This is a genomic window from Streptomyces sp. NPDC016851 (assembly GCF_055562795.1).
The window spans coordinates 223,523-250,029 of record NZ_JBVHEP010000002.1 but is presented as its reverse complement, the minus strand read 5'-3'; the positions used below and the strand labels follow the sequence as shown (position 1 = coordinate 250,029).

Below are 26,507 nucleotides of genomic sequence, written 5' to 3'. Positions count from 1 at the left end.
CCGGGCTGCGAAACGCCCCGCCCTCAGCACCAACGCCGGGTCACTGAAAAGCAGGCCGCTCCGGATCAAGCGCAGCCATGCCCTCAGCAGGCGAAGACGCCTCCGCGAAATGCCGCCGAGGAATACGCCCCGCCCGATAGGCCAACCTCCCCGCCTCGACCGCGTTCCTCATGGCGGCAGCCATCAGCACCGGCTCCCGCGCCCGCGTCACCGCCGAGGCGAGCATCACACCCGCACACCCCAGCTCCATCGCCAACGCCGCATCCGACGCCGTACCGGCCCCCGCGTCCAGAATCACCGGCACGCGCGCGTGCTCGACGATCAGCTGGAAGTTGTGCGGATTGCGGATGCCCAGCCCGGAGCCGATCGGCGAGCCGAGCGGCATGATCGCCGCGCAGCCCACGTCCTCCAGCTTCCGCGCCAGCACGGGGTCGTCATTGGTGTACGGCAGCACCGTGAACCCGTCGTCGACCAGCGTCTCGGCCGCCTCCAGCAGCTCGATCGGGTCCGGCAGCAGGGTGCGCTCGTCGGCGATGACCTCCAGCTTGATCAGGTCCGTGCCGAGGGCCTCGCGCGCGAGACGGGCCGTGAGGACGGCCTCACCGGCGGTGAAGCAGCCCGCCGTGTTGGGCAGGACGCGGATGCCGAGCCTGTCGAGGACGGACAGCACCGAGCCGTGCACCGAGGCGTTCACCCGGCGCATCGCGACCGTCGTCAGCTCCGTCCCGGACGCGACCAGCGACCGTTCCAGCACGTCGAGACTGGGCGCCCCGCCCGTACCCATGATCAGGCGGGACGTGAAGGACGTACCACCGAGGACAAACGGATCGTCGGCCATGATCAGCCTCCTTGGACGGCGGTGAGGACTTCCACGCGGTCCCCCTCGGTCAGGGGCGTGGACGGCCACTGCGCGCGCGGGACGACGGTTTCGTTCAGGGCGGCGGCCACGCCGGACGGCGCGGCGGTGAGGGACTTCACGACGATGTCGAGAGCCGTACCGGGCCGGACCTCCCGGGGCTCCCCGTTGACGGAGATGTTCATGCGGGCTGCTCCGTGAGTGCGGGGGCGGTGCTGAAGCGCTTCGGCGTGAAGGGGCGGGCCTCCTCGGGGAGCTCGCCCGTCGCCAGGACGTGCGCCATGGCGTCGCCGGTGACCGGCGTGAGCAGGACGCCGTTGCGGTAGTGCCCGGTGGCCAGCAGCAGCCCCTCCAGCCCGGTGGGGCCGAGCAGGGGCGCGTTGTCGGGGGAGCCGGGGCGCAGTCCGGCCCGGGTCTCGGTGAGGGGCAGCTCGGTGATGCCCGGGACCAGCTCGTGCGCGTCGCGCAGCAGCTCGTACACGCCGCCCGCCGTGACGGTGGTGTCCCAGCCCATCTCCTCGCTGGTCGCCCCGACGACCAGCTCGCCGCTCTCGCGCGGCACCAGGTAGACGTGGCTGCCGCGCACGACGGCGCGCACGGTCCGGTTCAGGAAGGGCCCGTGCCGCTGCGGCATGGTCAGCCGTACGACCTGCCCTTTCACCGGCCGCACGGGGGGCAGCACATCCTCCGGGACGCCCGCGAGCCGCCCGCTGAGGCTGCCCCCGGCCAGGACGACCTGCCCGGCCTCCAGCGGGGTGCCGTCGTCCGTGACGGCGCCCGTGGCCCGGTCCCGCGCGACGGTGAGCCGCTCCGCCCACGCCCGGTGGAAGACCACACCGGCCCGTTCACACGCGGTGACCAGCGCCCCGGCCAGTCGCCGCGGATCGATCTGGTGGTCCCCGTCGACCCGCAGCCCGCCGCGCACGCCCGGCGCGAGCATCGGCTCCAGGCGACGGCACTCCCTGCCCGACAGCCACTGCGACTCCAGGCCCGACTGCTGCTGCAGGGCGTGCAGTTCGCGCAGATGGGCCCGGTCGTCGGCGTCCAGGGCCACGGCGAGCGTGCCGCACCGGCGGTAGCCGAGGTCGTGGCCGGTCTGCTCGGTGAGCTCGGCCGCGAAGTCCGGATAGCGCCGGGCGGAGGCCAGGTTCAGCCCGAGCAGGGTCTGCTCGCCGTAGTGCAGTTCCGTGACGGCGGCCAGCATCCCGGCCGCCACCTGCGCGGCTCCGCCGCCCGGCTCCGGGTCCGCCACGGCCGTGGCGAGCCCCCGCTGCGCGGCCCGCCACGCGGTGACCAGGCCGATGATCCCGCCCCCGATGACGAGGACGTCTGACGTGCGCGTACGCGACATGGGCGTCCAGCCCCTCCCTTCGCCGGCATGACCCGGATCAGGTTCGTACGGTCGGAGGCCGCCAGCCTCCCTCTCAGCCCGGTGCGTCCGGGCTCCCGCGAGTGCATTGCGTTGGCCACCCACCCTAGCCCGCTGCCGTGTGCCGCAGTAAGGGAGCCACCCCCACGGCCCGCTCCCTCGGCGGCTTCGTCCTCGCCCCGGTCGCGTGTGCAGCAGGTCACTGGGTATGAGCACTGACTGACAAAATGTCAGTTGTCTATGGTGATCAGGTGAGCGAGCAGACGCAGGAACCAGGTTCGTCCGCGCCCCGGCGCGTGGTCGTGGCGGGCGCGGGGATGGCCGGTGTCCAGACCGCGGTCGCCCTGCGTGAGCAGGGCTTCACCGGCACCGTGAGCCTGATCGGCGCCGAACCCCACCAGCCCTACGACCGGCCCCCCTTGTCCAAGGCCGTCCTGCTCGGCAAGGCCGAGGGCTCCGCCTTCGACGTCGACTTCGAGGCCCTGGGCATCGAGCTGCGGCTCGGCTGCGAGGTGCGTGGCCTGCGCCCGGGCGACCACGAGCTGGACACCGAGGACGGGCCGGTGCCGTACGACGTCCTGGTCGTCGCGACCGGTGCCGAACCGGTCCGGCTGCCCGGGGCGGAGGGCGTGCCGGGCGTGCATCTGCTGCGCACCCTGGACGACGCCGAGCGGCTGCGGCCGGTGCTGGCCGGCCGGCACGACATCGTGGTCGTCGGCGCCGGCTGGATCGGCGCGGAGTTCGCCACGGCCGCGCGGGAGGCGGGCTGCGCGGTGACCGTCGTGGAGGCCGCCGAACGGCCCCTCGCCGGGGCGCTGCCCGCCGAGGTCGCGGCGCCGATGGCCCGCTGGTACGCCGACGCGGGCGCCGTGCTGCGGACGCACGCGCGCGTGGAGCGCGTGGAGCCCGGCACGGTGGTTCTCGACGACGGCGCGCGGCTGCCCGCGGACGCGGTCGTCGTCGGCATCGGCGCCCGTCCGGCCACGGCCTGGCTGGCCGGCTCCGGGATCGAGCTGGGCACGCACGGCGAGATCGTGGCCGACCAGCACCTGCGTGCGTCGGTGCCCGACGTGTACGCGGTCGGCGACTGCGCCTCCTTCCCCTCGGGCCGGTACGGCGAGCGCCTGCTGGTGCACCACTGGGACAACGCCCTCCAGGGGCCGCGCACGGTCGCCGTGAACGTCGTCGGCCGGGCCTCGGGGGAGACCCCCGCGGTGTACGACCCCGTGCCGTACTTCTGGTCGGAGCAGTTCGGGCGATTCGTGCAGTACGCCGGGCACCACGCGGCCGCCGACACGACCCTGTGGCGCGGCGACCCGGCCGGACCGGCCTGGACGGTCTGCTGGCTGCGGGGAGACCGGCTCGTCGCGCTGCTGGCGGTGGGCCGTCCCCGGGACCTGGCGCAGGGCCGCCGCCTGATCGAGTCGGGCACGCCGATGAATCCGGCGTTGCTGGCGGACCCGGCGAGGCCGTTGAAGGCGGCCACGGCGTAGCTCGGGAGGCGCGCGGGTCCGCCCAGGTGGGCGGGCCCGGCTTCCGACTGTCAGTGGGGGATGGCAGGCTGGTTTCCGTGACCGAGATTGACGCAAAGATCGATGCTCTCGTCCCTGCCTGGCTCACCCTCCCCGACATCGCTGAACAGTTCGGCGTCGAGGTGACGCGCGTGCGGCAGCTGGTCAAGGAGGGCCAGCTCATCGCCGTACGCCGCGGTGAGAACCGCGCACTGCACGTCCCCGCGGCCTTCATCGACGGGGACAAGGTCGTCAAGGGCCTGGCCGGAACCCTGACGCTCCTGCGGGACGACGGCTTCACCGTCGAAGAGATGCTGGAGTGGCTCTTCACCCCCGACCCGAGCCTGCCCGGCACGCCGGCACAGGCCCTGAGCGAGAACCGTGGCACGGAGGTGAAGCGCCGAGCCCAGGCGCTCGCGGTCTGACCGACCACGACCGAACAACGGTCCGGCGCCGCACCCGCGGGGCCGGACCCGAACAACCGCCCGGTGTGGGCCGGGGCCTGTGGGGCGACCCGCGGGGCCCCGGTCACGGGGTGGCTTGTGCCCGGCACTGACGCGACGCCCGGTGCCTCGTAATGTCACCGGCACGGGCGCACCCCGCACCCGCACGCCACCGACACCAGGGGGACGACACGCATGGCCGCCACCACCCGCACCACCGCCCGCGCCCGGCTCGCCGACGCCCGGGTCTACCTCTGCACCGACGCGCGCAAGCGGCAGGGCGATCTCGTGGAGTTCCTGGACGCCGTGCTGGCCGGCGGGGTCGACATCGTGCAGTTGCGGGACAAGGGCATGGAGGCCGCCGAGGAACTGGAACACCTGGCCGTCTTCGCCGACGCCTGTGCCCGGCACGGCAAGCTGCTCGCGGTCAACGACCGGGCCGACGTCGCCCACGCCGTCGGCTCCGACGTGCTGCATCTCGGCCAGGGTGACCTCCCCGTCCCCGCGGCCCGCGCGATCCTCGGCGACGACGTCCTGATCGGCCGCTCCACGCACGCGGAGTCCGAGGCCGCCGCGGCCGCCGTCCAGGACGGTGTGGACTACTTCTGCACCGGCCCCTGCTGGCCCACCCCCACCAAGCCCGGCCGGCACGCCCCCGGCCTGGACCTCGTCCGGTACACCGCCGCCCTCGGCACCGACCGGCCCTGGTTCGCCATCGGCGGCATCGACCTCGGCAATCTCGACCAGGTCCTGGAAGCGGGGGCCCGGCGTGCGGTCGTCGTACGGGCGATCACCGAGGCCGACGACCCGGGCGCGGCGGCGGCCGAATTCGCGAAGCGGCTGCGGGAGCAGCAGGAGGCCGGCTCGTAGGCCCGTATGTCCAAGGGATGGACAACAAGTGCACAAATCGGGCCAAAGTTCGGTGCCCGGTTGGGGGACCGTCCGCCCCTGACTAACCTGCCGGTATGGCCCTCGGCACCGCATCCATCAGATCGGACCACGCGCGCACCGTCCGTGACCTGCTCGCGACCGGCAAAACGACGTACTCGTTCGAGTTCTACGCCCCGAAGACCCCGAAGGGCGAGCGGAACCTGTGGAACGCGCTGCGCCGGGTCGAGGCCGTGGCACCCGACTTCGTCTCCGTGACCTACGGCGCGGGCGGCTCCACCCGCGCGGGCACGGTCAAGGCGACCGAGGCGATCGCCTCCGACACCACCCTCACGCCCATCGCGCACCTCACGGCGGTCGACCACTCGGTGGCCGACCTGCGCAACATCATCGGCCAGTACGCCGACGCCGGGATCCGCAACATGCTCGCCCTGCGCGGCGACCCACCCGGCGACCCGATGGGCGACTGGGTGCCGCACCCCCGGGGCCTCGCCTACGCCGCCGAACTCGTCGAGCTGATCAAGGCGTCCGGCGACTTCTGCGTGGGCGTCGCCGCCTTCCCGGCGATGCACCCGCGCTCCACCGACTGGGACGCCGACGTCCGCCACTTCGTCGACAAGTGCCGTGCGGGCGCGGACTACGCCATCACGCAGATGTTCTTCCACCCGGAGGACTACCTCCGGCTGCGCGACCGCGTCTCGGCCGCCGGTTGCGACACCCCGATCATCCCCGAGGTCATGCCGATCGCCAGTGTGCGCACGCTGGAGCGGATCGGCTCCCTCACCAACGCCGCGTTCCCGGCCGCCCTGAAAGAGCGGATCCTCACAGCAAAAGACGATCCGGCCGCTGTACGCTCCATTGGTATCGAATTCGCCACGGAGTTCTGTGCGCGGCTGCTCGCCGAGGGTGTGCCCGGCTTGCACTTCATCACGCTCAACAACTCCACGGCGACGCTGGAAATCTACGAGAACCTGGGCCTGCACCACCGACCGCAGGCCTAGACCGTTCGCACCGGTATACGACACACTGCGTTGCGGCGACTGGGAGAGGGGCGTACATGGGCTGGGCGGTCCTCTACATCGCGTTCGGCATCGTCGCGCTGTGGCTGCTGGGCGAGGTGCTGTTGCAGTACAAGGCGCGGCTGCGCTGGCGGCTGCTGGCCTTCGTCGGTTTCCTCGGCGTCGTGGTCGGTGTGCTGATCCCGTCCGTCATCGTGATCGGGCTGGGCGCGGCCGCCTTCGCGGTCGGGCAGACCTACGTCACCCTGTCGTTCCGCAGCGGCTTCTCGGAAGGCTGGGCGATGAACGCGCCGATGCTGGGCGGCGGCAAGAGCCGCCGCGGTGAGCGCGGCCGTCAGGAGCCGAGCCTGGAGGTCTCCGGCATGGAGGCGGCCGACGGCGGCTACGGCGACGAGGGCGCCGACTACCGCCGCGACACCACCGCTCCCGCCTACGGCCAGGAAGACGACTACGACCGCGACGACGTCTTCACCCCGTCGCGGTCGGTGCAACCGACGGCCGCCGAGACCACGGCCGTCTACGAGCCGCAGCCCGTGCCCGACGACACCGGCTCCTACGGCGTGTACGGCGACACCGGCTACCAGCAGGGCCCGCCCCACGACCAGTACGCCGCCACGGCCCAGGGCACCGACCAGCCCTACTCCTACGACTACTCGGGCTACGGCCAGCAGCAGGGCTACGACGCCACGGACCAGCAGCAGTACGCCGCCTACTCCGACCCGTACATCGGCACGCCGACGTACGGCGGGGCCCCGTACGACACCTCCTACGGCGACCAGCAGTACTACGCCCAGCAGGGCTACGGCCAGGACCAGTACGCCGGCACCTACGGCGGCGAGACCCCGCCCGGCGGCGTATGGGTCCCGCAGCAGCGCAACACCGACGAGTACGGCCAGGAGCTGCCGCCGGAGCAGCAGCCGTACCCGTACCAGGGCAACGGGCAGCAGCAGACGCCGCAGCAGCAGACGCCCGGGAACGGCTTCGACGAGCAGTACCGTTTCTGAAGCCTGAACGCCGCCGCGGCGGCGGCGAGCTCACTGAGAGCCCCGGAACTCCGGTCCCTCCACGATCAGCCCCGCCACCAGCGCACCCGACATACCCGCGTGCGGCAGACCGCCGCCGGGATGCGCCCAGCCGCCGACGGTGAACAGACCGGGCACGCGCGTGCTGTTGGACGGATGCAGCAGCCGCCCGCCGTCCGCCGCCAGGGCGGGCACCGGCACCGCCCCGCCCTCCGCGCCCGTCGCCTCGGCGATGTCGGCCGGGGTGCGCACCTCGTGCCAGAGGAGGCGGTCGCGCAGATCCGGTACGGCGCGTTCGGCGACCGTGATCATGTTCTCGGCGAGCGCGTCGCAGGGCTCGCCGGGCCGGGCGGGCACCACCGTCGTGAGCGTGACCGCCTCGTGGTCCGCGTCCGGGACCAGTTCCGGGTCGTCGGGCCGCAGGACCGTGACCGTGGGACGCGGGTTCTGCGCCACCGTGCCGAACAGGGCGTCCAACTCGGCCTCGCGGTCCGCCGCGTGGACCACCGTGCGATGTGCCGTGCCCTCGGGGCGGGCGCCGCGCAGGGCGAGCAGCACCGTGACCCGGCTCGCCGCCGCGGGCTGCGGCGGCACGTCGCCGTCACCCCGCACCACGGCCTGTGCCGACAGCCGGTCCAGCGCGCCGGGCGCGACACCGGCGACCACGAAGTGCGCCTCCGCGACCGTGCCGTCGGCGAGTTCCACCCCCGAAGCGCGGCCGTCCTTCTCCAGCACCCCGGTCACGTCGGCGCCGAATCGGAACTCGACCTTTCGGGCCACACACCGCTCGTACACCGCGCGGGCCAGCTCACGCAGGCCGCCGCGCACGTACCAGATGCCGAAGGCGTGCTCCATGTACGGCAGTACGGCCGCGCTCGCCGGAGTCGTCCGGGGATCCAGGCCGTACGCCAGGGCGTGGCCCTCCAGGAGGGCGGTGAGCCGGGCGTCCCGCAGCTCCCAGGCGCCGACCTCGGCGAGCGTGCCGGCCCGGCGGGTGCGCAGCAGCCGCTTGTGAGGCACCGCCGGATAGGGCTCACGCTCGGCCAGCACCTGCCAGTTCGGCCACAGCGGCTCCTCCAGGAGGGGGCGGCGCGTGCGGTCCCAGGCCTCGCGGGCCCGCACCAGGAAGTCGCCCCAGCGCTTGCCCGCCCCGGAGCCGAGCGCCTCGTCCAGGGCCGCCACGACGCCCGCGCGCGAGGCGTTCGGCAGCGAGACCCGGGTGCCGTCCGCGAACACGTGCCGGGACGACGGGTCGACCTGGACCAGGTCGACGCAGGCCTCCAAGGGCTCCTTGCCGGTCTTGACGAACAGGTCGCGGTAGACGGCGGGCAGCGGGAGCAGGCCGGGGCCGGTGTCGAAGGAGAACCCGTCGCGCTCGAAGCGGCGCAGCGCTCCGCCGTATGTGTCCGTCCGCTCGTACACCACCACCCGGTGGCCCGCGACGGCCAGCCGGGCTGCCGCCGCCATGGCGCCCATCCCGGCGCCGATCACCGCAATCCGTGCCATGCCAGGGACCTTATCGGCCCCCACTGACAGGCCCCGCCGAGAGCCCCCTGACAGCCCCCGCGGCCGGCCTCCGAGTACGGGCGCGGAGGTGATCGTGACCAGTCGGCCATGGCACGTTCTGGGGCCGCGTGCGCAGGGCTGAGTAGGTGTACCTAGTGAGGGAGTTGAGTACGCGCGCGGATGGGAGACGACCTGAGAGAACGAGAGAGTGGAGGCACGGAGAGGGGGCACGGCTCCGGTACCGGCGACACGGGGCGCCGGAACGGGACCGGGCCCGCGATCCGCTCCTTCCGCCGACGGTGTCGGCGGGAGCGAGGCACGGGGGAGAATCGGGGGACGACCGAACGGGGGTCCTGCGGGGGGACGTACGGGGGAGCAGGAAAACGGGGGAGCACGGAAGGCGCCGGTTCGAGGTGGCCCGCGGGGGACGCGGCCACAGCGGACCGGCGCTTTCACATGCGTTCGGGTGCCTTCAGCGGCAGCGCTCAGGGGGTGTCCTCAGCGGCAGCCGCTCACCCGTCCCTGGAGCAGCCGGGACAGTGCCGCGTGGACGTCGTCCAGGGAGCGCTCCGGCTGGAAGGACTTCCAGTCCAGCGCGGCCACCAGGACCATGCCGACCAGCGCGGCCGCCGTCAGCGGCACGTCGATCTCGTCGCTGAACTCGCCGCCCGCCACGCCCGCGCGCAGCACGTCCTCCACGACCGCGACGGCCTGCTGCCGGACCACCATCAGCGTCGACTGCCAGGCCCGGTTCGTGCGCCACAGCTCGGCCACGTACAGCTGCGTGAAGGCCGGGTAGCGGTCGATGAAGACCAGCCCCGCGCGGATCATCGCGTCCAGGGCGTCGACCTTGGTGCCGCCCTCCCGGGCGGTGCGCTCGGCCGCTTCCCGCAGGGAGGCGGTGAGGAGGCCTACCCCGTGCCGCAGCAGCTCCTCGAAGAGGACGGACTTGCTCGCGAAGTTGTAGTAGACCGTGCCCTTGGCGACTCCGGCACGCTCGGCGATCTCGTCCACGGTCGTGGCGGAGAAGCCCTGCTCGGCGATGAGCGTGACGGCGGCCTCGTAGAGCTTCTGCCGGGTGGCCTCGCGGCGCGTGCTGCCGCCCGACGCGGCACTGCTGCTTTCCATGGCCCTGATTGTCACAGGAACCTTTCCGGGGGATGTCACCGAAGGGCTCACCGGGGACGTCGAAGGGCTCACCGGGGACGTCGAAGGGCTCACCGGGGACGTCGAAGGGTTCGCCGGGGATGTCGCCGAAGGGCTCACAGGGTCAGCTCCGGGTGCAGCCGGTCCAGCGTCCACACCTGGCGGCGGCGGGCCGACACGGCGGTCAGCGCGAGGGCGCCGGCGGTGAACGCCGTCAGCACCACGCACGCGTGCCACACCGGTTCCAGACCGCCGCCCGTGATGAGCCTGCGCAGCGCTTCGACGACGTAGCTCATCGGCAGGAACGGATGGAGCGCGTTGAAGAAGCCGGGACTGGTCTGCACGGGGTACGTGCCGCCCGCCGAGGTCAGCTGGAGCATCAGCAGGGCGAGGACGAGGATCCGGCCCGCCGCTCCGAAGCGCGCGTTCAGCCACTGCACGATCGCCGCGAAGCACGCCGTCACCAGGAACAGGAAGCCCACTGTCCCGGCCGCCCGCGCCATCTCCAGGCCGACCGCCCAGTGCAGCACCGACATCAGGGCCACCGTCTGGAGCACTCCGATCGCCACCACCGGCAGCCAGCCGGCCAGCGCGATCCGCCATGCCGGGGCGCCCGCTGCGAGCGCGCGCCGGTTCATCGGCGTGATCAGCATGTAGGCCACCATCGCGCCCACCCACAGGGACAGCGGAATGAAGTACGGGGCGAACCCGGTGCCGTAGTTGGGTGCCTTGTGCAGGTCCTGGGAGGCGAGCCGCACGGGGTCGGCCATGACCTCGGTGCGCCGGTCGCGGTCCTGCTTGTCGTAGTCGGGGATGCGCTCCGCCCCGTCGTGCAGTCCGCCGGCGAGCTTGCCGGAGCCGTCGACGAGTTTGAACATGCCCCCGTTGAGGTCGTCCGCGCCCGTCTTGAGCCGGCCGACGCCCTTGTTCAGGTCGACGGCACCGGTCCTGGCCGTGCCGAGCCCCTTGTGCAGTTTCTTCGCGCCCGCGGCGACCTCGGCCGCCCCGTCGTTCAGCTTGTTGATCTTCTTGACGGCGTCGTCGAGGTCCCCGGAGAGGTGCGGCGCGCGCTCGGCCAGGGCCTGGGACTGCTTCTGGAGGGTGGCGAGGTTCTTGTCCAGCTTCGCCAGATCGCCGTTGTGGTCAGCGATCAGCGTGTTGACGTCGCCGGCGATGAGGGCCGCGTCGGCCGCCGCCTCCTTGGCCTTCTTCAGGTCGGCACAGGCGGCATCGGGCAGGACGGGGTCCCCGCAGCGCCTGGCGTAGACGCCGTTCAGCGTGTCCGACGCCGTGCGGGCGCCCTTGGCGGCGGTCGGGGCCCTCTTCGCCAGGGTGTCCAGGTGCTTGCGGATCACGCCGGAGGAGTCGGCGACGAGCCGGGCGGTGTCGCCGATGGTCTTCTCGTTGCCCTTCAGGAAGGGGCGGACCTTGCCGGCGGTGCCGTTGATCTTGTCGGCGAGCTTCTGCGTGCCGTCCGCGACCTGCTTCGAGCCGTCCTCCAGGTCGCCCGCGCCCGTGTGGAGCTTCTTCAGGCCCGTGGACAGCTTGCCGCTGCCGTCCTTGGCGGTCTTCAGGCCGTCGGCGAGGTCCTTGGAGCCCTTCTCGGCCTTGCCGATGCCGCCCTTGAGCCGGTCGGCGCCCTTCGCCGCCTTCACGGTCTCGCCGTGGATGTCGGAGAACGAGACGAAGATCTTGTCCAGGAAGGACCGCGACGTCTTCGTGGACGCGGCCTGGCGCACCTCGCTGAACACCGTCCGGGAGATCTGCCCGACGATGTAGTTGTTCGCGTCGTTCGTGTGCACCTGGAGGGCGCCGGTCTCCGGGGAGTTCCCGGAGCTGGAGGCGATCCGCTCGCTGAAGTCGGCGGGCATGGTGAGCGACAGGTAGTAGGTGCCGTCCTCGACACCCCTGCGGGCCTCGGCGGCGCTCACCTCCCGCCAGTCGAAGGTCTTGCTGTCGTGCAGGCCCTTCGTGATGTCGTCGCCCGCCGTGATCTTCTTCCCGTCGGCGGTCGCCCCCTTGTCGTCGTTCACGAGCGCCACGGGGATACGGTCCAGACGGCCGAAGGGGTCCCAGAACGACCACAGGTACAGCGCGCCGTACAGCAAGGGCAGCACCAGCAGCGCGACCAGCGCGGCGCGCGGCAGCTTGCCCCGGCCGAAGCGGCGGAGCTCAAGCGCGGCGAGTTTCGGCGAGCGCATCGGCCTTCTCCTCTCCCTGACCGGCCTCTTCGCCCTCGGCGGCCCGGTGATCGTCGCTGTCGTCCCGGTTCTCCTGGCCGGCCTGGTTCCGGGCGTCCTGGCTCTCCTCTGTGGACACCCTGACGGCGCCCTCCGGGGCCTCGCTGCACACCGCCACGACCGTCGTCCCGGCGTCGGCGAGGGACCTGAGCAGGGACCAGACCTCGTCCCGCTCGCCGTCGGAGAGCTTGAGGTCGGTGTCGTCGACCCCGAGCAGCCGGGGCCGGCCGACGAGCGCGAGGGCGATGGACAGCCGGAGCGCCTCGAGGCGCTCCAGATCGCGTACGGCGGTACGGGGGCCCTTGGGCAGTGCCTCCAGGTCGAGGCCGGCGGCGGCCAGTGCCGCGTCGACGCGCTGCGCGGCCTCGGCCGCCCGCTCGCCGCGGGGACGCAGCAGCCCGCGCAGGGAGTCACCGAACCGCCGCTGGAGCAGGGCCCGTTCCCGCAGGTGCTCGCCGACGGTCAGGGCCGGGTCGAGCTCGCTGACCCCGGGCACATGGGCCAGGGCGCTGACCCGGCGCACCGCCGACAGCTGCTTGGGCAGCCTGGCCTCGCCGACCGTGGCCGTGCCCTCCGCGATCTTCATGCGCCCCGTCAGCGCGAGCAGCAGGCACGTACGGCCGGACCCGGACGGGCCCTCGACCGCGACGAGCGATCCCGGCTCGGCGTCGACGGAGATCCCGCGGAACGCCCACCCGCGCGGCCCTTTGACCGCAAGGCCGGCGGCGACGATCCGCGCCCCTCCCACTCGTTCCCCCACGAGTCTCCCTCGATCTGTCGGAGAATTTGAACTGACTGGTCAGTGCAAAAACTACTCCGAACCTACGATCGAAGCAAAACCGCAGGTCAGAACGGATTGTCAGTGCCATACCTCACGATGGGTCACATACGGCACTCCTTACCGGACGCGCCGTCACGCAGACGACAGGAGGTTCGTCATGGCCAGCTACCACGCAGCAGCCGCCCGCCGGCGCCGTGCCACCGGCCCTGCCCCCTCACTGACCGGACCGGCGAGCGACGTGCACCCCGTGCTGCGCCGGGCCACGGCCCCGCCCGCCGCCCTCGACCTGCTCGCCCAGGCCCACGCCGCCCTCGACGAGGCAGCCGTCCTGGAGACACCGAACGAGCGCTACGCGACGGCCCACCTCGCCGCCCTCCGCACCGCCGCCGCCGTGCTCGCCGCCCGGGGCCGGCCGGAGACCTCGCCCCGGGCCCGGGCCAAGATCAGGAGCGCCTGGGAAGTGCTCCCCGAGATCGCGCCCGAACTGTCCGAGTGGAGCGCCCTGTTCGCCTCCGGCGCCCGGCGCCGTGCCCGGGCCGAAGCGGGCATCCGGGACGCGGCCAGCAGCCGGGACGCCGACGACCTGATACGGGACGTGGCGATGTTCCTCCGCCTCGTCGAGCGCATGCTGGTCCTCCAGCCGGTCCTCCCGCAGCCCCGCCCGGACCAGGACCAGCCGGAGCGACCGGGGGAGGGGCGGGACATGCCGGACGCGGGCTGAGCGGGCACCGGCGGCGCCTGTCCGCCCGGTCGTGACGAGGCGGGTCCGGGTGAGCACCGGCCCAGGCCGGCGGGCCTGCCGGAGGCAATAGGGTCCGGCCTGCCAAAGGCAATAGGGTGGGGGGCGCCTGAAGTCTTCCCTCCCCCTCGCCGGGGCCGGGGGAGACGCCCCGTTCGCTCCGCCGTGCAAGAGGCGGTGCCGCGCCGAGGAGTCAACTGCCGTGTCGGACCCGATGCGCCCCCGCGCCTCACTCCGTACCGCCGTGGTCTGGGAGGTCCTCCAGGACGCCCTTGACCGCCGGGTCAAGGCCACGGGTCGGGAGTCGCTGGACGTCCTCGACACCGGGGGCGGCAGCGGCAACTTCGCGGTGCCCGTCGCCCGTCTCGGCCACCGCGTCACCGTCGTCGACCCGAGCCCCAACGCGCTGTTCGCCCTGGAGCGCCGCGCCGCCGAGGCGGGAGTGGCCGACCGGGTGAAGGGTGTGCAGGGCGACGCCCACGGCCTCTTCGACGTGGCCGAGCGCGGTGGCTACGACGTGGTGCTGTGCCACGGCGTCCTGGAGTACGTGGACGACCCGGCCGAGGGCGTCCGCAACGCGGTGGCCGCCCTGCGCCCGGAGGGCGTCCTCAGCCTGCTCGCCGCCGGTCTCGGCGGTGCCGTGCTCGCCCGTGCCCTCGCCGGGCACTTCAAGGAGGCCCGGCAGGCGCTCGACGACCCGAACGGTCGATGGGGCACGGGTGACCCCGTCCCGCGCCGTTTCACCGCCGAACAGCTCACCGGGCTGGTCGAGGGCGCGGGCCTGCGTGTCGGCGCCGTGCACGGCGTGCGGGTCTTCGCCGACCTCGTGCCCGGCGTCCTCGTCGACACCGAGCCCGGCGCCCTGGAGGCGCTGCTGAAGCTGGAGGAGGCAGCCGCCGAGCTTCCCGCCTTCCACTCGGTGGCCACGCAGCTTCACGTGCTGGGCGAAACCACTGAGACAGCTGTGACTGGCGAGGCAAACGAGGCTGGTGGGTCTGCCGAGGCCTGAGTCCCCTGGTGAGGTACCACCGCTGATCAGCGCCTTGGCTGTGCATGGAGTACGCCACAGGCCCCCCGAACGGCGGCTTGGCGCCGTATGATCGAGGGAGACCGTTCTGGCATGACGGGTCGGCCGCCGGGGAATGGAAGCCTCAGCGAGCCGGGACGTCCATGGCGGATTCCGGTTGGCCAATTGGCGCAGAGGGGCGGGTTTCACGGGGGCGATTCCCTGCCTATCCTGAAGAGACCCCCCGGGTCGCCCCGGCGACTGCACGATGAGGAGGACTCCGTGCCGCTCTCGGAGCACGAGCAGCGCATGCTCGAGCAGATGGAGCGAGCGCTGTACGCCGAAGATCCCAAGTTCGCGACGGCGCTCGAGGGAAGCGGGCTGCGTACGTACACCCGGCGACGGGTCTACCAGGCGGTCGCGGGCTTCCTCGTAGGTATTGCGCTCCTCATGGCCGGTATGGTCGCCAAGCAGGTCTGGCTCAGCGTCGTGGGCTTCCTCGTCATGCTGGGCTGCGCGGTGCTCGCCGTGACCGGCTGGCGCAAGGCCCCGAAGCCAGGTGAACAGGCGGCCGGGGCAGGCGGACAGCAGGCCGCCCGCCGACAGGGCCGGCAAAAGCGCTCCATGATGGACCGCATCGAGCAGCGCTGGCAGAAGCGCCGCGACGAGCAGGGCGGCCATTAGCCCGGAGCGCAGCTCCCCAGGACACACACAGACATACGTCAGGGGTGACCACCTACTAGGTGGTCACCCCTGACGTATGTGTACCGGCGCGACAGCCCCCTGCCGGGGCTGCCCGTCAGCCCTGCTGGCCCGATGCCTTCCGCCACGTCGGCCGCAGCGCCAGGGCACGTGTCCGCACGCCTGACCACCAGGCCGACACCGCCCACACCACGCGCACGGTCGAGCGGGGGACCAGGACCGCGCGGAGCCTGGCACCGCGCCCCACCCCGGCGCTCAGGCCCGCTGCCGCACGGCGGACGTCGTCCGTGAGGCCCGCCGTCGGGCGGGGATGCGGTGCGTACAGGACCTGCTCCACCGCGTCCGCCACCCGGTGCACCGAGGCCGCGGCCGTCGCGTCGAGGGAGCCCAGCCGGACGATACGGGCGGCAGCCTTGCGCGGCGTCTGCGACTCGTCCGGCGCGATGCCGAAGTCCCAGGCCGTGTCGGTCAGCTCCTGCCACACGGCCAGCGTGTGCGGCAGCGCGTCCGCCTCGCCGCGGCCGTGCGCCCCCAGCCGGACGGCGCGGGTCCGCCGGCGCCACAGCATCGGTGCCAGCGGGAGCGCCAGGACGGCGAGGCCGCCCAGGGCCCAGGCCAGGACCGCGTACCACTTCGGGCCGTCGTCGCCCGTGGGCAGCACCGCCTGCGGGGACTCGCTCGCGCATCCGCCGTCCAGCTTCTTCTGCTCCGGCGTGCAGCTGTCGCTCGTCGACGGCGTCGGGGAGGGCGCGGCGGACGACGTCTGGGTCGGGCGTGCCTCGTCCGGCACCGAGCTGCCGGTGTCGTCCGGCAGGGTGTACTGCGGCATCGAGCCGCGGTTCGGGGTCGGCTCGAAGCGGGTCCAGCCCACGCCCTCGAAATACAGCTCCGGCCAGGCGTGCGCGTCGCGCAGCCCCACCGACACCGAGCCGTCCGCCTGCGGGGAACCGGGCGCGAAGCCCACCGCGACCCGGGCCGGTATGCCCAGGGAACGGGCCATCGCCGCCATCGCGAAGGAGAAGTGCACGCAGAAGCCCTGCTTGTCCTTCAGGAAGCGGGCGATGCCCTCCGAGCCGCTGCCGACCTGCACCCGGGTGTCGTACTCGAAGCCGCCGGTCACCGCGAACCAGTCCTGGAGCTTGACCGCCTGGTCGTAGGGGTTGGCGGCGCCCGCGGTGACCTGGCGGGCGGTCCGGCCCACCACCGCCGGCAGCGAGTCGGGCAGCTTGGTGAAGTCGCGCTCGATGGCCCCCGGCGGAGGCGGCGCCGAGGCCAGCTGCTCCGCCGTCGGCTGCACGTCCAGGCTCTTGACCTGGTACGTGAGCCCTCGTGTGTTCTGGCCGTGGTCGCCGACCAGCGTCATGCCGAGGGGCTCGTAACGCCAGTTGCCCCGGATGCTGACGTCGCTCGGCGGGTACGGCATGGGCAGCCAGTCCTGGGCGTACCAGCCGGCCGCGGTGATCGTGCTGGCGACCTCCGTGCGCTTGACGTCGGAGCCGAGGCCGATCGGCGTCGGGAAGGTTCCGCCGGGGACGGCGGTGATGGAGCGCCGGGACGGCTTCCAGCTGGTGCCGTCGAAGTCGTCCAGGGACACGATCCGCAGATAGAGGTCCGAGACGTCGGCCATCTTCGTCTTCACGGACAGGACCTGCCGGTCCTCGTCCACGTTCAGATTGTCGCGCAGCGACACCAGCGGGTTCACGGCGGAGATCGTGCCGCCGTTGCCCGTGCCGCCGCCCGCGCCCGTGCCCACGGAGTCCAGCAGGCCGCCGTTCATCGCGGGCAGGCCGAGCGGCACCACCAGGGCGATGCCCAGCGCGACCACGCCGATGCGCCGGCCGGTGCGGACCGGGGCGACGGCGCCGCTCGGTTCCCCTCCGGCCGTGCGCGGGGCCCCGCCGAAGACCCGGCCCCACTGCGAGAGCCGGTCCCGGCCCTCGGCCAGGAGCAGCATCAGATAGCCCGCCGCCGCGACCAGGAACCACAGCCAGTCCGTGCCCCCGTCGGACAGCCCCGCGGCCACCGAGTACAGCGCGAGCAGCGGCAGACCGGCCGGGGCGGCGCTGCGGAAGGTCACCGCGAGGGTGTCCACCAGCAGCCCGATGATCAGGACACCGCCGATGAGCATCAGCCGGATGCCGTCGGACTCCAGGGGCGCCGGGATCGCGTACCGCGCGATGTCGTCGCCGCCCTGCCGGAGCAGCTGCGCGAAGCGGTCGAGGGCCTCCGGCCCGGGCACCAGCCCGGCGAGGGCCTGTTCACGGGCGAACAGGAACGTCAGCAGCACCACGGTGACCACGGCCTGGGCCGCCACCGTGAGCGGCCGCGCCAGCGGCACCCTGCGGGTCGCGGCACCCACGCCCGCCTGCACGGCCAGCAGGAAGGCCGCCTGCACGATCCACGTCGCCGGTCTGACGAGGGGCAGCAGGGCGCACGCGGCCATCAGTGTGGCCGCCCACGCGCCCAGCGTCAGTCGTACCCGCCCGCTCATCACGGCCCCTCCCCGCCGCCCGCGGCGGCCAGACCCCTGCGCTCCCGGTCGGCCTGCCGCCACAGCTCGTCCACGGAGGCGCCCCGCGGCACGCGGAGGGCCGTCCAGCCCGCCTCCCGCAGCATGCGCAGCCGCTCCCCGCTCCGGTCCAACGGACCGGGTACGTCGCTCGGTTCCCGCACCCAGGTGTCGCTGTCCAGCACGAAGGCGACCGCGCCCGGGCTGCGCTGCCGCATCCGGCCCAGCACGGCCGCCTGCTCCTCGTCCAGGTCGCCGAGGAAAGCCACCAGCAGCCCCTCGTTCCCGCCGCGCAGCACGTCGTACGCCCGGGACAGACCCGCGCCGTCGGAGTGGTCGATCACCGCGAGGGTGTCCATCATCAGCCCGGCCGCGTCCGCCGACTCCTGGCTCGCGCCCGCGAAGCCGTCCCCGCCGTCACCGGGCACCGCGCTGCCGGTGTCCGTCAGCAGCCGTACCGAGTAGCCCTGTTCGAGCATGTGCACCAGCACCGACGCGGCGCCCGACACGGCCCACTCGAAGGCCGAGTCCGGTCCCGCGCCCTGATAGGCGATGCCCCGGGTGTCGAGCAGCACCGTGCAGCGGGCGCGCTGCGGCTGCTCCTCGCGGCGCACCATCAGCTCGCCGTAGCGGGCGGTGGAGCGCCAGTGCACCCGGCGCAGGTCGTCGCCGTAGCGGTACCCGCGCGGGATCACGTCGTCCTCGCCGGCCAGCGCGAGCGAGCGCTGCCGCCCGTCGCCGTACCCCTTCGCCTCGCCGCTGAGGCGCACCGGCGCCAGTGCCTCCACGCGCGGGATCACCGTCAGGGTGTCGTACGTCGAGAAGGACCGGGTCAGCTCGCACATGCCGAACGGGTCGGTCAGGCGCAGCTGGAGCGGGCCCAGCGGGTAGCGGCCGCGCAGGTCGGAGCGCACCCGGTAGGACACCTCTCGCCGGCCGCCCGCCTCCACCCGGTCGAGCACGAAACGGGGCCGGGGGCCGAGCACGTACGGCACCCGGTCCTGGAGCATCAGCAGGCCCGTGGGCAGCCGCGAGACGTTGTCCATCCGCAGGTGGACCCGGGCCTCGCTGCCGGCCGGCACGCGCGCGGGGGAGAGGCGGCGGCTGCCCGCGACCCGGTAGCGCGTGCGGTACAGCACCGTCGCGCACACCAGCGGCAGCACCGCCAGCAGCAGGCCCACGCGCAGCAGATCGCTCTGCCCGAGCACATACGCACAGACGGCGGCCGCGACGCCGGCGGCCAGGAAGGAGCGTCCGCGGGTGGTCAGACCGGCCAGGGCGGTGCGGATGCCGCCCTGCTCGCCCCGGTCGGCCTCCGCCTGCCCTGTCCCCGCGGTGGTCATCACAGCCTCCGCGGCGGCTGCTGGGGATACGCCGGCACGCCTCCGCCGAGGCCGCCGAACCCACTCTGCTGCTGGGGCGCGGCCGGCACCGGGGTGCGCTGGAGGATCTCCTCGACGACCTGCTCGGCCGTGCGTCGGTTGAGCTGGGCCTGGGCGGTGGGCAGCAGGCGGTGGGCCAGTACGGCGACGGCGAGTGCCTGCACGTCGTCCGGCAGCGCGTACTCCCGGCCGCTCAGGGCCGCGGACGCCTTCGCCGCGCGCAGCAGGTGCAGCGTCGCGCGCGGGGAGGCGCCCAGTCTCAGGTCGGGGTGCGTGCGCGTGGCGCCGACCAGTTCGACCGCGTAGCGCCGGACCGGCTCGGCGACGTGGACGCCGCGCACCGCCTCGATCAGCTTGAGGATCTCGTGCGCGTGGGCCACGGGCTGGAGGTCCTCCAGCGGTGAGACGCCGCCGTGCACGTCCAGCATCTGCAGCTCGGCCTCGGCACTCGGGTAGCCGACCGAGACCCGGGCCATGAAGCGGTCGCGCTGGGCTTCCGGCAGCGGGTAGGTGCCCTCCATCTCGACCGGGTTCTGCGTCGCCACCACCATGAAGGGGCTGGGCAGCTCGTAGGTCTGGCCGTCGATGGTGACCTGGCGCTCCTCCATGGACTCCAGGAGCGCGGACTGCGTCTTGGGCGAGGCGCGGTTGATCTCGTCGCCGATCACCACCTGCGCGAAGATCGCGCCCGGCTTGAACTCGAAGTCGCGGCGCTGCTGGTCCCAGATGGACACACCGGTGATGTCCGAGGGCAGCAGGTCGGGCGTGAACTGGATGCGCCGCACCGAGCAGTCGATGGACCGCGCCAGCGCCTTGGCCAGCATGGTCTTGCCGACGCCCGGGACGTCCTCGATCAGCAGATGTCCCTCGGCGAGCAGTACGGTCAGCGAGAGCCGTACGACCTCGGGCTTGCCCTCGATCACGCCTTCCACCGACTCCCGCACGCGTTGCACCACGGCGGTCAGATCAGTGAGGCTCGCTCGATCGTCATAGGTCGTCACCCGGCCCTCCTCGGCCTTTCCCTTGCTCTCAGGAAGCACGGGATACCCCATTTTCCCGGGCCGACGCCCCAAGACGCGGGCCGGCCCACCCCGAACCACGGACACCACGCGCGAAACGTTCCGCGTGACGCCACCCCCGCATTCTTGCTGCCGTTACCGATTCGTGTCACTCGACTGTGGATAACTGGCCGCGATATGTCCGCCTTGCGACCATTCGAACGTGTGACTGACAGGCTTTCGACAGCTGCGGCAGGTTGTGTTCGGGGCGGGCGGCCAGGTCAGACGGCGGGGTCGACCTCACGCAGCCGGCCGGTCTTCACGTCGAAGACAAACCCCCGCACGTCGTCCGTGTGCGGCAGGAACGGCGAGGTGCGCACGCGCTGCATCGACTGCCGTACGTCCTGGTCGACGTCCCGGAAGGACTCCACCGCCCACGCCGGGCGCTGGCCGACCTCGGCCTCCAGTTCGTTGCGGAAGTCCTCGGTGAGGCTCTCCAGACCGCAGCCCGTGTGGTGGATGAGGACGATGCTGCGCGTCCCCAGCTTGCGCTGACTGATGGTGAGGGAGCGGATCACGTCGTCGGTGACCACGCCGCCGGCGTTGCGGATCGTGTGACAGTCACCCAGTTCGAGACCGAGCGCCGCGTGCAGGTCGAGCCGGGCGTCCATGCAGGCCACGATGGCGACGTGCAGCACGGGCCGGGCGTCCATCCCCGGGTCGGTGAACTCGGCGGCGTACCGGGCGTTGGCGTCGACGAGGCGGTCGGTGACCGTGCCACCGTCGGCTGGGGCGTTCTCCGAGGCCGTGGGAACCGATGCAGAAGTCGTCATATCCATGACGTTACTGGTCACACCCCGTCCGAGCCTCTTGTGAGAGTGGACAAAGAATGTCAGCCAGCCTCTGGTGTGAGGTAACCCACAAGGGTGGTGTGCCGGCGGTCGCGACGCGCAGGCCGGTTGATTGACCGGGAGACAGGGTGGACTAAAGTGACGCGAAGCGGGAGGCGAGACCCTCCCCGCTGGACTGTTTTCCCCGGAGACCCCGGCGACGACCGGAGATCTCCCCACGTGCGCGGCGCGTACGTACGGCTCGGCCTCCTCCCGCTCCCGGTCGGCTGACGCTTCCGGCGCCGGCAGGCCTCCCCTTCACGAGCGGGCGGGGACCCGGCGGTGCGTAGGCCCGCGCCGGATCTGAGAGGGCCCCTTGAGCCAAAGTCGACACGTCCCGGTGATGCTCCAGCGGTGCCTGGATCTGCTGGCACCCGCCCTGGAGGGCCCGGACGCCGTGGTCGTCGACTGCACCCTCGGTCTCGGCGGCCACAGCGAGGCGCTCCTGGAGAGGTTCCCCGGAGTCCGTCTCGTCGCCCTCGACCGCGACAAGGAGGCCCTGCGCCTGTCCGGCGAGCGTCTCGCGCCTTACGGGGAGCGCGCCACCCTCGTCCACGCGGTGTACGACGAGCTCCCCGAGGTGCTGCACAAGCTGGGCATCGCGCGCGTGCAGGGCGTGCTGTTCGACCTCGGCGTCTCCTCCATGCAACTCGACGAGGCCGACCGCGGCTTCGCCTACGCCCAGGACGCCCCGCTCGACATGCGCATGGACCAGACGTCCGGAGCCAGCGCCGCCGAGGTCCTCAACACGTATCCGCCGGGCGAGCTGGTGCGCATCCTCCGGGCGTACGGCGAGGAGAAGCAGGCCAAGCGGATCGTGTCCGCGATCGTGCGCGAGCGCGAGAAGGAGCCGTTCAGCACCAGCGCACGGCTCGTCGAGCTGATCCGGGACGCGCTGCCGCAGGCCGCCAAGCGCACCGGCGGCAACCCGGCCAAGCGTACCTTCCAGGCCCTGCGCATCGAGGTCAACGGCGAGCTCGCCGTCCTGGAGCGGGCGATCCCGGCGGCCGTGAAGACGCTGGACGTGGGCGGGCGGATCGCCGTGCTGTCGTACCACTCGCTGGAGGACCGGCTGGTCAAGCAGGTGTTCGCGGCGGGTGCCGCGAACACGGCGCCGCCGGGGCTGCCCGTCGTGCCCGAGCGCTACCAGCCGCGGCTCAAGCTGCTCACGCGTGGTGCCGAACTCCCCACCGAGGAGGAGATCGCCGAGAACCGGCGGGCGGCACCGGCGCGGCTGCGCGGCGCCCAGCGCATCAGGGAGGACATCGAGTGAGGCGTTTGCACGCTGGACCGAGGGAGCGTGAGTGAGCAGTAAACCGGAACTGAAGGGGAGGGCGGCCCGTCTCGCGCAACTCTTCCCGACCGGCCCCGGGCAGGCGGCCCGCACCCCCTTCGTCCTCCTCGTGGTCCTCCTCCTCGGCGGTGGTCTCATCGGCCTCCTGGTGCTGAACTCGGCCCTCAGCGAAGGCGCGTTCAAGCTCGACGATCTCCAGCGCGAGACCAAGAGCCTCACCGACGAGGAACAGGCCCTCCAGCGGGACATCGACGCCTACTCCGCTCCCGAGGCCCTCCAGCGCCGCGCCCGCGAGCTCGGCATGGTCCCCGGCGGCGACCCCGCCTTCCTCGCCCCCGACGGCACCGTCAAGGGCGTCCCCAGCCCCGCCCCGGGCGTCCGGCAGGGCTCCGCCCACATCCCCCTGGTCCTGGCCCCCGAGGCCATGCCCAACGGCTCCACCCCGACCCCCGGCAGGTGACGGAAGTGACCGACAGGGAACCCCCGCGCCGCCGTGTGCCCGGCCCCGCCAGGCCCGCTCGTCCCGACGCCCGGCGTCGTCCCGGGCCCGGTGCCCGTCCGGCCCGGCGTCCGGGCCCGGCCCGTCAGGCGGCGCCCAAGCCCCTCCGGCTGGGCAGCCCCCGGCCCCGGCTGCGTCTGGTCGGGCTCGCGCTGACGCTCGTCCTGATCGCGTTCGTCGTACGGCTGTTCCAGGTGCAGGCCGTCGACGCGAGCACGTACGCCGCCAAGGCCGAGCAGAACAGGTACGTCGGGCAGGTGCTGGCCGCCGACCGGGGCGAGATCACCGACCGGTCCGGTGTGGCCCTGGCGACCAGTGAGGACGCCTACGACATCACGGCCGACCCCACGATGTTCGCCCCCGACCAGCTGAAGATCGGGGACGGCCCCGAGCAGGCCGCCGCGCTGCTCGCGCCGATCCTGGGCCAGGAGCAGGAGACCCTGGTCCAGAAACTGCGGCCCAAGAACAAGGCGCTGCGGTACGTCAAGCTCGCCTCCCGCCAGACCCCGCAGGTCTGGAAGCAGATCAAGGACCTGAAGTCCGCGCTCGCCAAGAAGGAGCAGACCGACAAGTCCGCGCACAACGTCCTGGGCGGTGTCTTCTCCGTCGCCACCAGCAAGCGCGTGTACCCGGGCGGCGACCTCGCCGCCGGGATACTGGGCTGGGTCAACGGCGAGGGCAAGCCCGGCGGCGGCATCGAGCTCCAGCTGAACAAGCAACTGGCCGGCAAGGACGGCAAGATCCGCTACGCCCAGTCCGGCGGCCGGCTCGTCCCCACCGCGGGTTCCACCGAGACACCCGCGGTGCCCGGCAGCGACGTCGAGCTCACCATCGACCGCGACATCCAGTGGGCCGCCCAGAAGGCCATCAGCGACCAGGTGAAGGAGTCCGCGGCCGACCGCGGCTACGTCATCGTCCAGGACACCCGCACCGGCCAGATCCTGGCCATGGCCAATTCGCCCGGTTTTGATCCCAACGACTTGTCGGACGCGGATTCCGCAGCGCTCGGCAACGCGGCCCTCCAGGACGCCTTCGAGCCCGGCTCCACCGCCAAGGTCATGTCGATGGCGGCCGTCCTCCAGGAGGGCGCCGCCACGCCGATGACCCACGTCGTCGTGCCCAACCGGCTGCACCGCGGCGACCGGCTCTTCAAGGACGACATCGACCACCCCACCTGGTACCTGACGCTCAACGGCGTCCTCGCCAAGTCCAGCAACATCGGCACCATCCTCGCCACCGGGCAGCTCGGCAGGACCCAGGCCCAGTCCAACAAGGTCCTCTACGACTACCTGCGCAAGTTCGGCCTCGGCAGCTACACCGGCCTCGGCTTCCCCGGCGAGACCAAGGGCATCCTCGCCCCGCCCGACAAGTGGTCGACCTCGCAGCAGTACACGATCCCTTTCGGCCAGGGCGTCTCCATCAACGCCATGCAGGCGGCGTCGGTGTACTCGACCATCGCCAACGGCGGCGTCCGGGTCGAACCCACGCTCGTGCGCGGCACCAAGGGCCCCGACGGCCGCTTCACCCCGGCCCCCAAGCCCGAGAAGACCCGGGTCGTCAGCGCCAAGACGGCGAAGACCCTCGCCCAGATGCTGGAGTCGGTCGTGGACGACGAGGAGGGCACGGGCACCAAGGCGCGCATCCCCGGCTACCGCGTCGCGGGCAAGACGGGCACCGCCAACCGCGTGGATCCGGCCACCGGCAAGTACAAGGGCTATACGTCGTCGTTCGCCGGATTCGCGCCCGCCGACAAGCCGCGCATCACCGTCTACTGCGCCATCCAGAACGCCACCAAGGGCAACTACTTCGGCGGCCAGATCTGCGGCCCCGTGTACAAGCAGGTCATGGAGTTCGCACTGAAGTCCCTGCAGGTCCCGCCGACCGGGGCCAAGCCCGCGAGACTGCCCGTCACGTTCAAGAACTGAACCGGCCCCGAGAACCGAACCGACCGGCCCCGAGAACCGGACCGACCGACCCCGCACCGCCAAGCCCCTGATCAGCACCGAGTACCACCGAGCCACCAGGACCGCCCCCGTGACAACGATCACCCCCGATCCCGGGAACCAGAGCGCCCCCCGCCCCTCACTTCGCCCGGAGGCGGGTACGCCCGGTACGCTCACCGCCGTGCCACACGCTGATCAGTCCCAAACCACCCAGAAGGGCCATCCCGTGACATACCCCGGGCCGCCCAGGCCGGCGCAGGTCTCCGCCACACCCCTCGCGGAACTGGCCGACCAGCTGGGTGCCCCCGCGCCGGCGCGCGCCGCCGACGTCACGGGCATCACCCACGACTCACGCGCCGTGCGCCCCGGAGACCTGTACGCCGCCCTCCCGGGCGCCCGCGTGCACGGCGCCGACTTCGTCGAGCAGGCCGCGAGCCTCGGCGCGGCCGCCGTGCTGACCGACCCCACCGGCGCCGAGCGCGCCGCCGCTTCCGGGCTGCCGGTCCTGGTCGTCGACGAGCCCCGCGCGCGGATGGGCCAGCTGGCCGCCACGATCTACGGCCACCCCGGCCGGGACCTGCTCCAGATCGGCATCACCGGCACCTCCGGCAAGACCACCACCGCCTACCTCGTCGAGGGCGGCCTGAAGACGGTCAGGTCCACCGGCCTGATCGGCACGGTCGAGATGCGCATCGGCGACGAGCGCATCAAGTCCGAGCGCACCACGCCCGAAGCCACCGACCTCCAGGCCCTGTTCGCCGTCATGCGCGAACGCGGTGTCGAGGCGGTCGCCATGGAGGTCTCCAGCCACGCCCTGGTCCTCGGCCGCGTCGACGGCTGCGTCTTCGACATCGGCGTCTTCACCAACCTCAGCCCGGAACACATGGAGTTCCACTCCGGCATGGAGGACTACTTCCAGGCGAAGGCGCAGCTGTTCACGCCGGAGCGCGGCAAACTCGGCGTGGTCAACGTCGACGACGAGTACGGCCGCAGGCTGGCGAACGAGGCCACCGTCCCGGTCGTCACCTACTCCGCCGAGGGCCACCCCGATGCCGACTGGCGCGCCGAGGACGTCGAGGTGGGCCGTCTCGACTCGACGTTCACCGTCGTCGGGCCCAAGGGCGAGCGGATCAACGCCAAGTCGCCGCTGCCCGGTCCCTTCAACGTGGCCAACACCCTCGCCGCGATCGTCGCCCTCGCCGTCGCCGGCCTCGACCCGCAGGCCGCCGCCGACGGCGTCGCCGCCGTCCCCGGCGTACCGGGCCGCCTGGAGCGCGTGGACGCCGGACAGCCCTACCTCGCGGTCGTCGACTACGCCCACAAGACCGACGCCGTCGAGTCCGTGCTGCGCGCCCTGCGCAAGGTCACCGAGGGCAAGCTGCACATCGTCCTCGGCTGCGGCGGCGACCGGGACAGGACCAAGCGCGAGCCGATGGGCGCCGCCGCGGCCCGGCTCGCCGACACCGCCGTACTGACCTCAGACAACCCCCGTGGTGAGGACCCCCTCGCGATCCTCGCCACGATGCTCCAGGGCGCGGCTTCCGTGCCGGCGCACGAGCGCGGCGAGGTGCAGGTCTTCGAGGACCGGGCCGCCGCGATCGCCGCCGCCGTCGCCCGCGCCGAGCCGGGTGACACCGTGCTGGTCGCGGGCAAGGGCCACGAGCAGGGCCAGGACATCGCCGGGGTGGTCCGTCCCTTCGACGACCGCCAGGTGCTTCGCGAAGCCATTCAGAAGACCCAGGGATGAATTCCCGCATGATCCAG

The 26,507-nt window shown here is 72.6% G+C and carries 23 protein-coding genes and 1 riboswitch; of the genes, 12 read left to right on the top strand and 11 right to left on the bottom strand.

Annotated features, from left to right (window positions below; all coding sequences use genetic code 11):
* Nucleotides 1-40 precede the first annotated feature (40 nt).
* The 3 genes from ACZ3I3_RS03845 to thiO form a co-directional block, all read right to left on the bottom strand.
* Entirely contained in the window at nucleotides 41-838 is a 798-nt protein-coding gene (locus tag ACZ3I3_RS03845; protein WP_467362274.1) for a thiazole synthase, read from the bottom strand.
* A gap of 2 nt (nucleotides 839-840) precedes the next feature.
* Nucleotides 841-1,041 (bottom strand): sulfur carrier protein ThiS, encoded by a 201-nt coding sequence (gene thiS / locus ACZ3I3_RS03840; RefSeq protein ID WP_467362272.1) that lies wholly within the window; start codon nucleotides 1,039-1,041, stop codon nucleotides 841-843.
* The gene (gene thiO / locus ACZ3I3_RS03835) at nucleotides 1,038-2,207 is read right to left on the bottom strand and encodes a glycine oxidase ThiO (protein ID WP_467362271.1); all 1,170 of its coding nucleotides are present in this window, start codon (nucleotides 2,205-2,207) and stop codon (nucleotides 1,038-1,040) included. Before thiO ends, thiS begins: the two co-directional genes overlap by 4 nt.
* Nucleotides 2,205-2,316, bottom strand: a riboswitch (TPP riboswitch). Its footprint overlaps the gene before it by 3 nt.
* A gap of 160 nt (nucleotides 2,317-2,476) precedes the next feature.
* On the opposite strand from thiO, the gene ACZ3I3_RS03830 reads away from it, so the two are divergent.
* The 5 genes from ACZ3I3_RS03830 to ACZ3I3_RS03810 all read left to right on the top strand — a co-directional run bounded on the left by ACZ3I3_RS03830 (nucleotide 2,477) and on the right by ACZ3I3_RS03810 (nucleotide 7,090).
* Nucleotides 2,477-3,718, top strand: coding sequence for an NAD(P)/FAD-dependent oxidoreductase (locus ACZ3I3_RS03830; RefSeq protein ID WP_467362270.1), 1,242 nt, complete (start codon nucleotides 2,477-2,479; stop codon nucleotides 3,716-3,718).
* A gap of 77 nt (nucleotides 3,719-3,795) precedes the next feature.
* Nucleotides 3,796-4,161 carry a helix-turn-helix domain-containing protein gene (locus ACZ3I3_RS03825; protein ID WP_184982857.1) on the top strand — a complete coding sequence of 122 codons (366 nt, stop codon included), beginning with the start codon at nucleotides 3,796-3,798 and terminating at the stop codon, nucleotides 4,159-4,161.
* Between the two features lie 213 nt (nucleotides 4,162-4,374).
* Nucleotides 4,375-5,049 (top strand): thiamine phosphate synthase, encoded by a 675-nt coding sequence (gene thiE / locus ACZ3I3_RS03820; protein WP_467362269.1) that lies wholly within the window; start codon nucleotides 4,375-4,377, stop codon nucleotides 5,047-5,049.
* A gap of 95 nt (nucleotides 5,050-5,144) precedes the next feature.
* On the top strand, nucleotides 5,145-6,068 hold the full coding sequence (metF, locus tag ACZ3I3_RS03815; protein WP_467362268.1) for a methylenetetrahydrofolate reductase [NAD(P)H]: 924 nt from the start codon (nucleotides 5,145-5,147) through the stop codon (nucleotides 6,066-6,068).
* 56 nt (nucleotides 6,069-6,124) lie between these two features.
* Nucleotides 6,125-7,090: an SCO2102 family sporulation regulator gene (locus tag ACZ3I3_RS03810; protein WP_467362267.1), complete on the top strand. Its 966-nt coding sequence runs from the start codon at nucleotides 6,125-6,127 to the stop codon at nucleotides 7,088-7,090.
* 30 nt (nucleotides 7,091-7,120) lie between these two features.
* Here ACZ3I3_RS03810 and ACZ3I3_RS03805 read toward each other — a convergent pair whose 3' ends face one another.
* From ACZ3I3_RS03805 to ACZ3I3_RS03790, 4 genes are all read right to left on the bottom strand, one after another.
* The gene (locus tag ACZ3I3_RS03805) at nucleotides 7,121-8,614 is read right to left on the bottom strand and encodes a phytoene desaturase family protein (protein ID WP_467362265.1); all 1,494 of its coding nucleotides are present in this window, start codon (nucleotides 8,612-8,614) and stop codon (nucleotides 7,121-7,123) included.
* Nucleotides 8,615-9,112: 498 nt separating this feature from the next.
* The gene (locus tag ACZ3I3_RS03800) at nucleotides 9,113-9,742 is read right to left on the bottom strand and encodes a TetR/AcrR family transcriptional regulator (protein ID WP_020274478.1); all 630 of its coding nucleotides are present in this window, start codon (nucleotides 9,740-9,742) and stop codon (nucleotides 9,113-9,115) included.
* 134 nt (nucleotides 9,743-9,876) lie between these two features.
* On the bottom strand, nucleotides 9,877-11,961 hold the full coding sequence (locus ACZ3I3_RS03795) for a YhgE/Pip family protein (protein ID WP_467362263.1): 2,085 nt from the start codon (nucleotides 11,959-11,961) through the stop codon (nucleotides 9,877-9,879).
* On the bottom strand, nucleotides 11,933-12,760 hold the full coding sequence (locus tag ACZ3I3_RS03790) for an ATP-binding cassette domain-containing protein (protein ID WP_467362261.1): 828 nt from the start codon (nucleotides 12,758-12,760) through the stop codon (nucleotides 11,933-11,935). Before ACZ3I3_RS03790 ends, ACZ3I3_RS03795 begins: the two co-directional genes overlap by 29 nt.
* Nucleotides 12,761-12,938: 178 nt before the next feature.
* On the opposite strand from ACZ3I3_RS03790, the gene ACZ3I3_RS03785 reads away from it, so the two are divergent.
* The 3 genes from ACZ3I3_RS03785 (at nucleotide 12,939) to ACZ3I3_RS03775 (ending at nucleotide 15,210) form a co-directional block, all read left to right on the top strand.
* On the top strand, nucleotides 12,939-13,502 hold the full coding sequence (locus ACZ3I3_RS03785) for an SAV_6107 family HEPN domain-containing protein (RefSeq protein WP_356922989.1): 564 nt from the start codon (nucleotides 12,939-12,941) through the stop codon (nucleotides 13,500-13,502).
* A 220-nt stretch (nucleotides 13,503-13,722) separates the two neighbouring features.
* Entirely contained in the window at nucleotides 13,723-14,529 is an 807-nt protein-coding gene (locus ACZ3I3_RS03780; protein ID WP_467362259.1) for a methyltransferase, read from the top strand.
* A 279-nt stretch (nucleotides 14,530-14,808) separates the two neighbouring features.
* A complete protein-coding gene (locus ACZ3I3_RS03775) occupies nucleotides 14,809-15,210 on the top strand; it encodes a DUF3040 domain-containing protein (protein WP_467362258.1) in 402 nt (133 codons plus the stop codon).
* 115 nt (nucleotides 15,211-15,325) lie between these two features.
* On the opposite strand, the gene ACZ3I3_RS03770 is transcribed toward ACZ3I3_RS03775, so the two are convergent.
* The 4 genes from ACZ3I3_RS03770 to ACZ3I3_RS03755 all read right to left on the bottom strand — a co-directional run bounded on the left by ACZ3I3_RS03770 (nucleotide 15,326) and on the right by ACZ3I3_RS03755 (nucleotide 20,956).
* On the bottom strand, nucleotides 15,326-17,719 hold the full coding sequence (locus ACZ3I3_RS03770; RefSeq protein ID WP_467362256.1) for a transglutaminase TgpA family protein: 2,394 nt from the start codon (nucleotides 17,717-17,719) through the stop codon (nucleotides 15,326-15,328).
* A complete protein-coding gene (locus ACZ3I3_RS03765; protein WP_467362255.1) occupies nucleotides 17,719-19,080 on the bottom strand; it encodes a DUF58 domain-containing protein in 1,362 nt (453 codons plus the stop codon). The genes ACZ3I3_RS03770 and ACZ3I3_RS03765 overlap by 1 nt, the downstream gene beginning before the upstream one ends.
* Nucleotides 19,080-20,120, bottom strand: a complete 1,041-nt coding sequence (locus ACZ3I3_RS03760) for an AAA family ATPase (protein WP_467362253.1) — start codon at nucleotides 20,118-20,120, stop codon at nucleotides 19,080-19,082. The genes ACZ3I3_RS03765 and ACZ3I3_RS03760 overlap by 1 nt, the downstream gene beginning before the upstream one ends.
* 278 nt (nucleotides 20,121-20,398) lie before the next feature.
* Nucleotides 20,399-20,956: a beta-class carbonic anhydrase gene (locus ACZ3I3_RS03755; RefSeq protein ID WP_467362251.1), complete on the bottom strand. Its 558-nt coding sequence runs from the start codon at nucleotides 20,954-20,956 to the stop codon at nucleotides 20,399-20,401.
* A gap of 367 nt (nucleotides 20,957-21,323) precedes the next feature.
* Between ACZ3I3_RS03755 and rsmH the strand changes: the two genes are divergently transcribed.
* The 4 genes from rsmH to ACZ3I3_RS03735 all read left to right on the top strand — a co-directional run bounded on the left by rsmH (nucleotide 21,324) and on the right by ACZ3I3_RS03735 (nucleotide 26,490).
* Nucleotides 21,324-22,280 carry a 16S rRNA (cytosine(1402)-N(4))-methyltransferase RsmH gene (rsmH, locus tag ACZ3I3_RS03750; protein ID WP_467362250.1) on the top strand — a complete coding sequence of 319 codons (957 nt, stop codon included), beginning with the start codon at nucleotides 21,324-21,326 and terminating at the stop codon, nucleotides 22,278-22,280.
* Nucleotides 22,281-22,311: 31 nt separating this feature from the next.
* A complete protein-coding gene (ftsL, locus tag ACZ3I3_RS03745) occupies nucleotides 22,312-22,761 on the top strand; it encodes a cell division protein FtsL (RefSeq protein ID WP_467362248.1) in 450 nt (149 codons plus the stop codon).
* Between the two features lie 5 nt (nucleotides 22,762-22,766).
* Nucleotides 22,767-24,725 carry a peptidoglycan D,D-transpeptidase FtsI family protein gene (locus tag ACZ3I3_RS03740; protein WP_467362246.1) on the top strand — a complete coding sequence of 653 codons (1,959 nt, stop codon included), beginning with the start codon at nucleotides 22,767-22,769 and terminating at the stop codon, nucleotides 24,723-24,725.
* Nucleotides 24,726-24,969: 244 nt separating this feature from the next.
* A complete protein-coding gene (locus ACZ3I3_RS03735; protein ID WP_467362244.1) occupies nucleotides 24,970-26,490 on the top strand; it encodes a UDP-N-acetylmuramoyl-L-alanyl-D-glutamate--2,6-diaminopimelate ligase in 1,521 nt (506 codons plus the stop codon).
* Nucleotides 26,491-26,507: the final 17 nt, after the last annotated feature.

Bases quoted from the DNA above. Each gene is read 5' to 3' on its own strand.
- ACZ3I3_RS03845 (WP_467362274.1), bottom strand. From the start codon at position 838: ATGGCCGACGATCCGTTTGTCCTCGGTGGTACGTCCTTCACGTCCCGC.
- thiS (WP_467362272.1), bottom strand. From the start codon at position 1,041: ATGAACATCTCCGTCAACGGGGAGCCCCGGGAGGTCCGGCCCGGTACG.
- thiO (WP_467362271.1), bottom strand. From the start codon at position 2,207: ATGTCGCGTACGCGCACGTCAGACGTCCTCGTCATCGGGGGCGGGATC.
- thiE (WP_467362269.1), top strand. From the start codon at position 4,375: ATGGCCGCCACCACCCGCACCACCGCCCGCGCCCGGCTCGCCGACGCC.
- metF (WP_467362268.1), top strand. From the start codon at position 5,145: ATGGCCCTCGGCACCGCATCCATCAGATCGGACCACGCGCGCACCGTC.
- ACZ3I3_RS03810 (WP_467362267.1), top strand. From the start codon at position 6,125: ATGGGCTGGGCGGTCCTCTACATCGCGTTCGGCATCGTCGCGCTGTGG.
- ACZ3I3_RS03805 (WP_467362265.1), bottom strand. From the start codon at position 8,614: ATGGCACGGATTGCGGTGATCGGCGCCGGGATGGGCGCCATGGCGGCG.
- ACZ3I3_RS03800 (WP_020274478.1), bottom strand. From the start codon at position 9,742: ATGGAAAGCAGCAGTGCCGCGTCGGGCGGCAGCACGCGCCGCGAGGCC.
- ACZ3I3_RS03795 (WP_467362263.1), bottom strand. From the start codon at position 11,961: ATGCGCTCGCCGAAACTCGCCGCGCTTGAGCTCCGCCGCTTCGGCCGG.
- ACZ3I3_RS03785 (WP_356922989.1), top strand. From the start codon at position 12,939: ATGGCCAGCTACCACGCAGCAGCCGCCCGCCGGCGCCGTGCCACCGGC.
- ACZ3I3_RS03770 (WP_467362256.1), bottom strand. From the start codon at position 17,719: ATGAGCGGGCGGGTACGACTGACGCTGGGCGCGTGGGCGGCCACACTG.
- ACZ3I3_RS03765 (WP_467362255.1), bottom strand. From the start codon at position 19,080: ATGACCACCGCGGGGACAGGGCAGGCGGAGGCCGACCGGGGCGAGCAG.
- ACZ3I3_RS03755 (WP_467362251.1), bottom strand. From the start codon at position 20,956: ATGGATATGACGACTTCTGCATCGGTTCCCACGGCCTCGGAGAACGCC.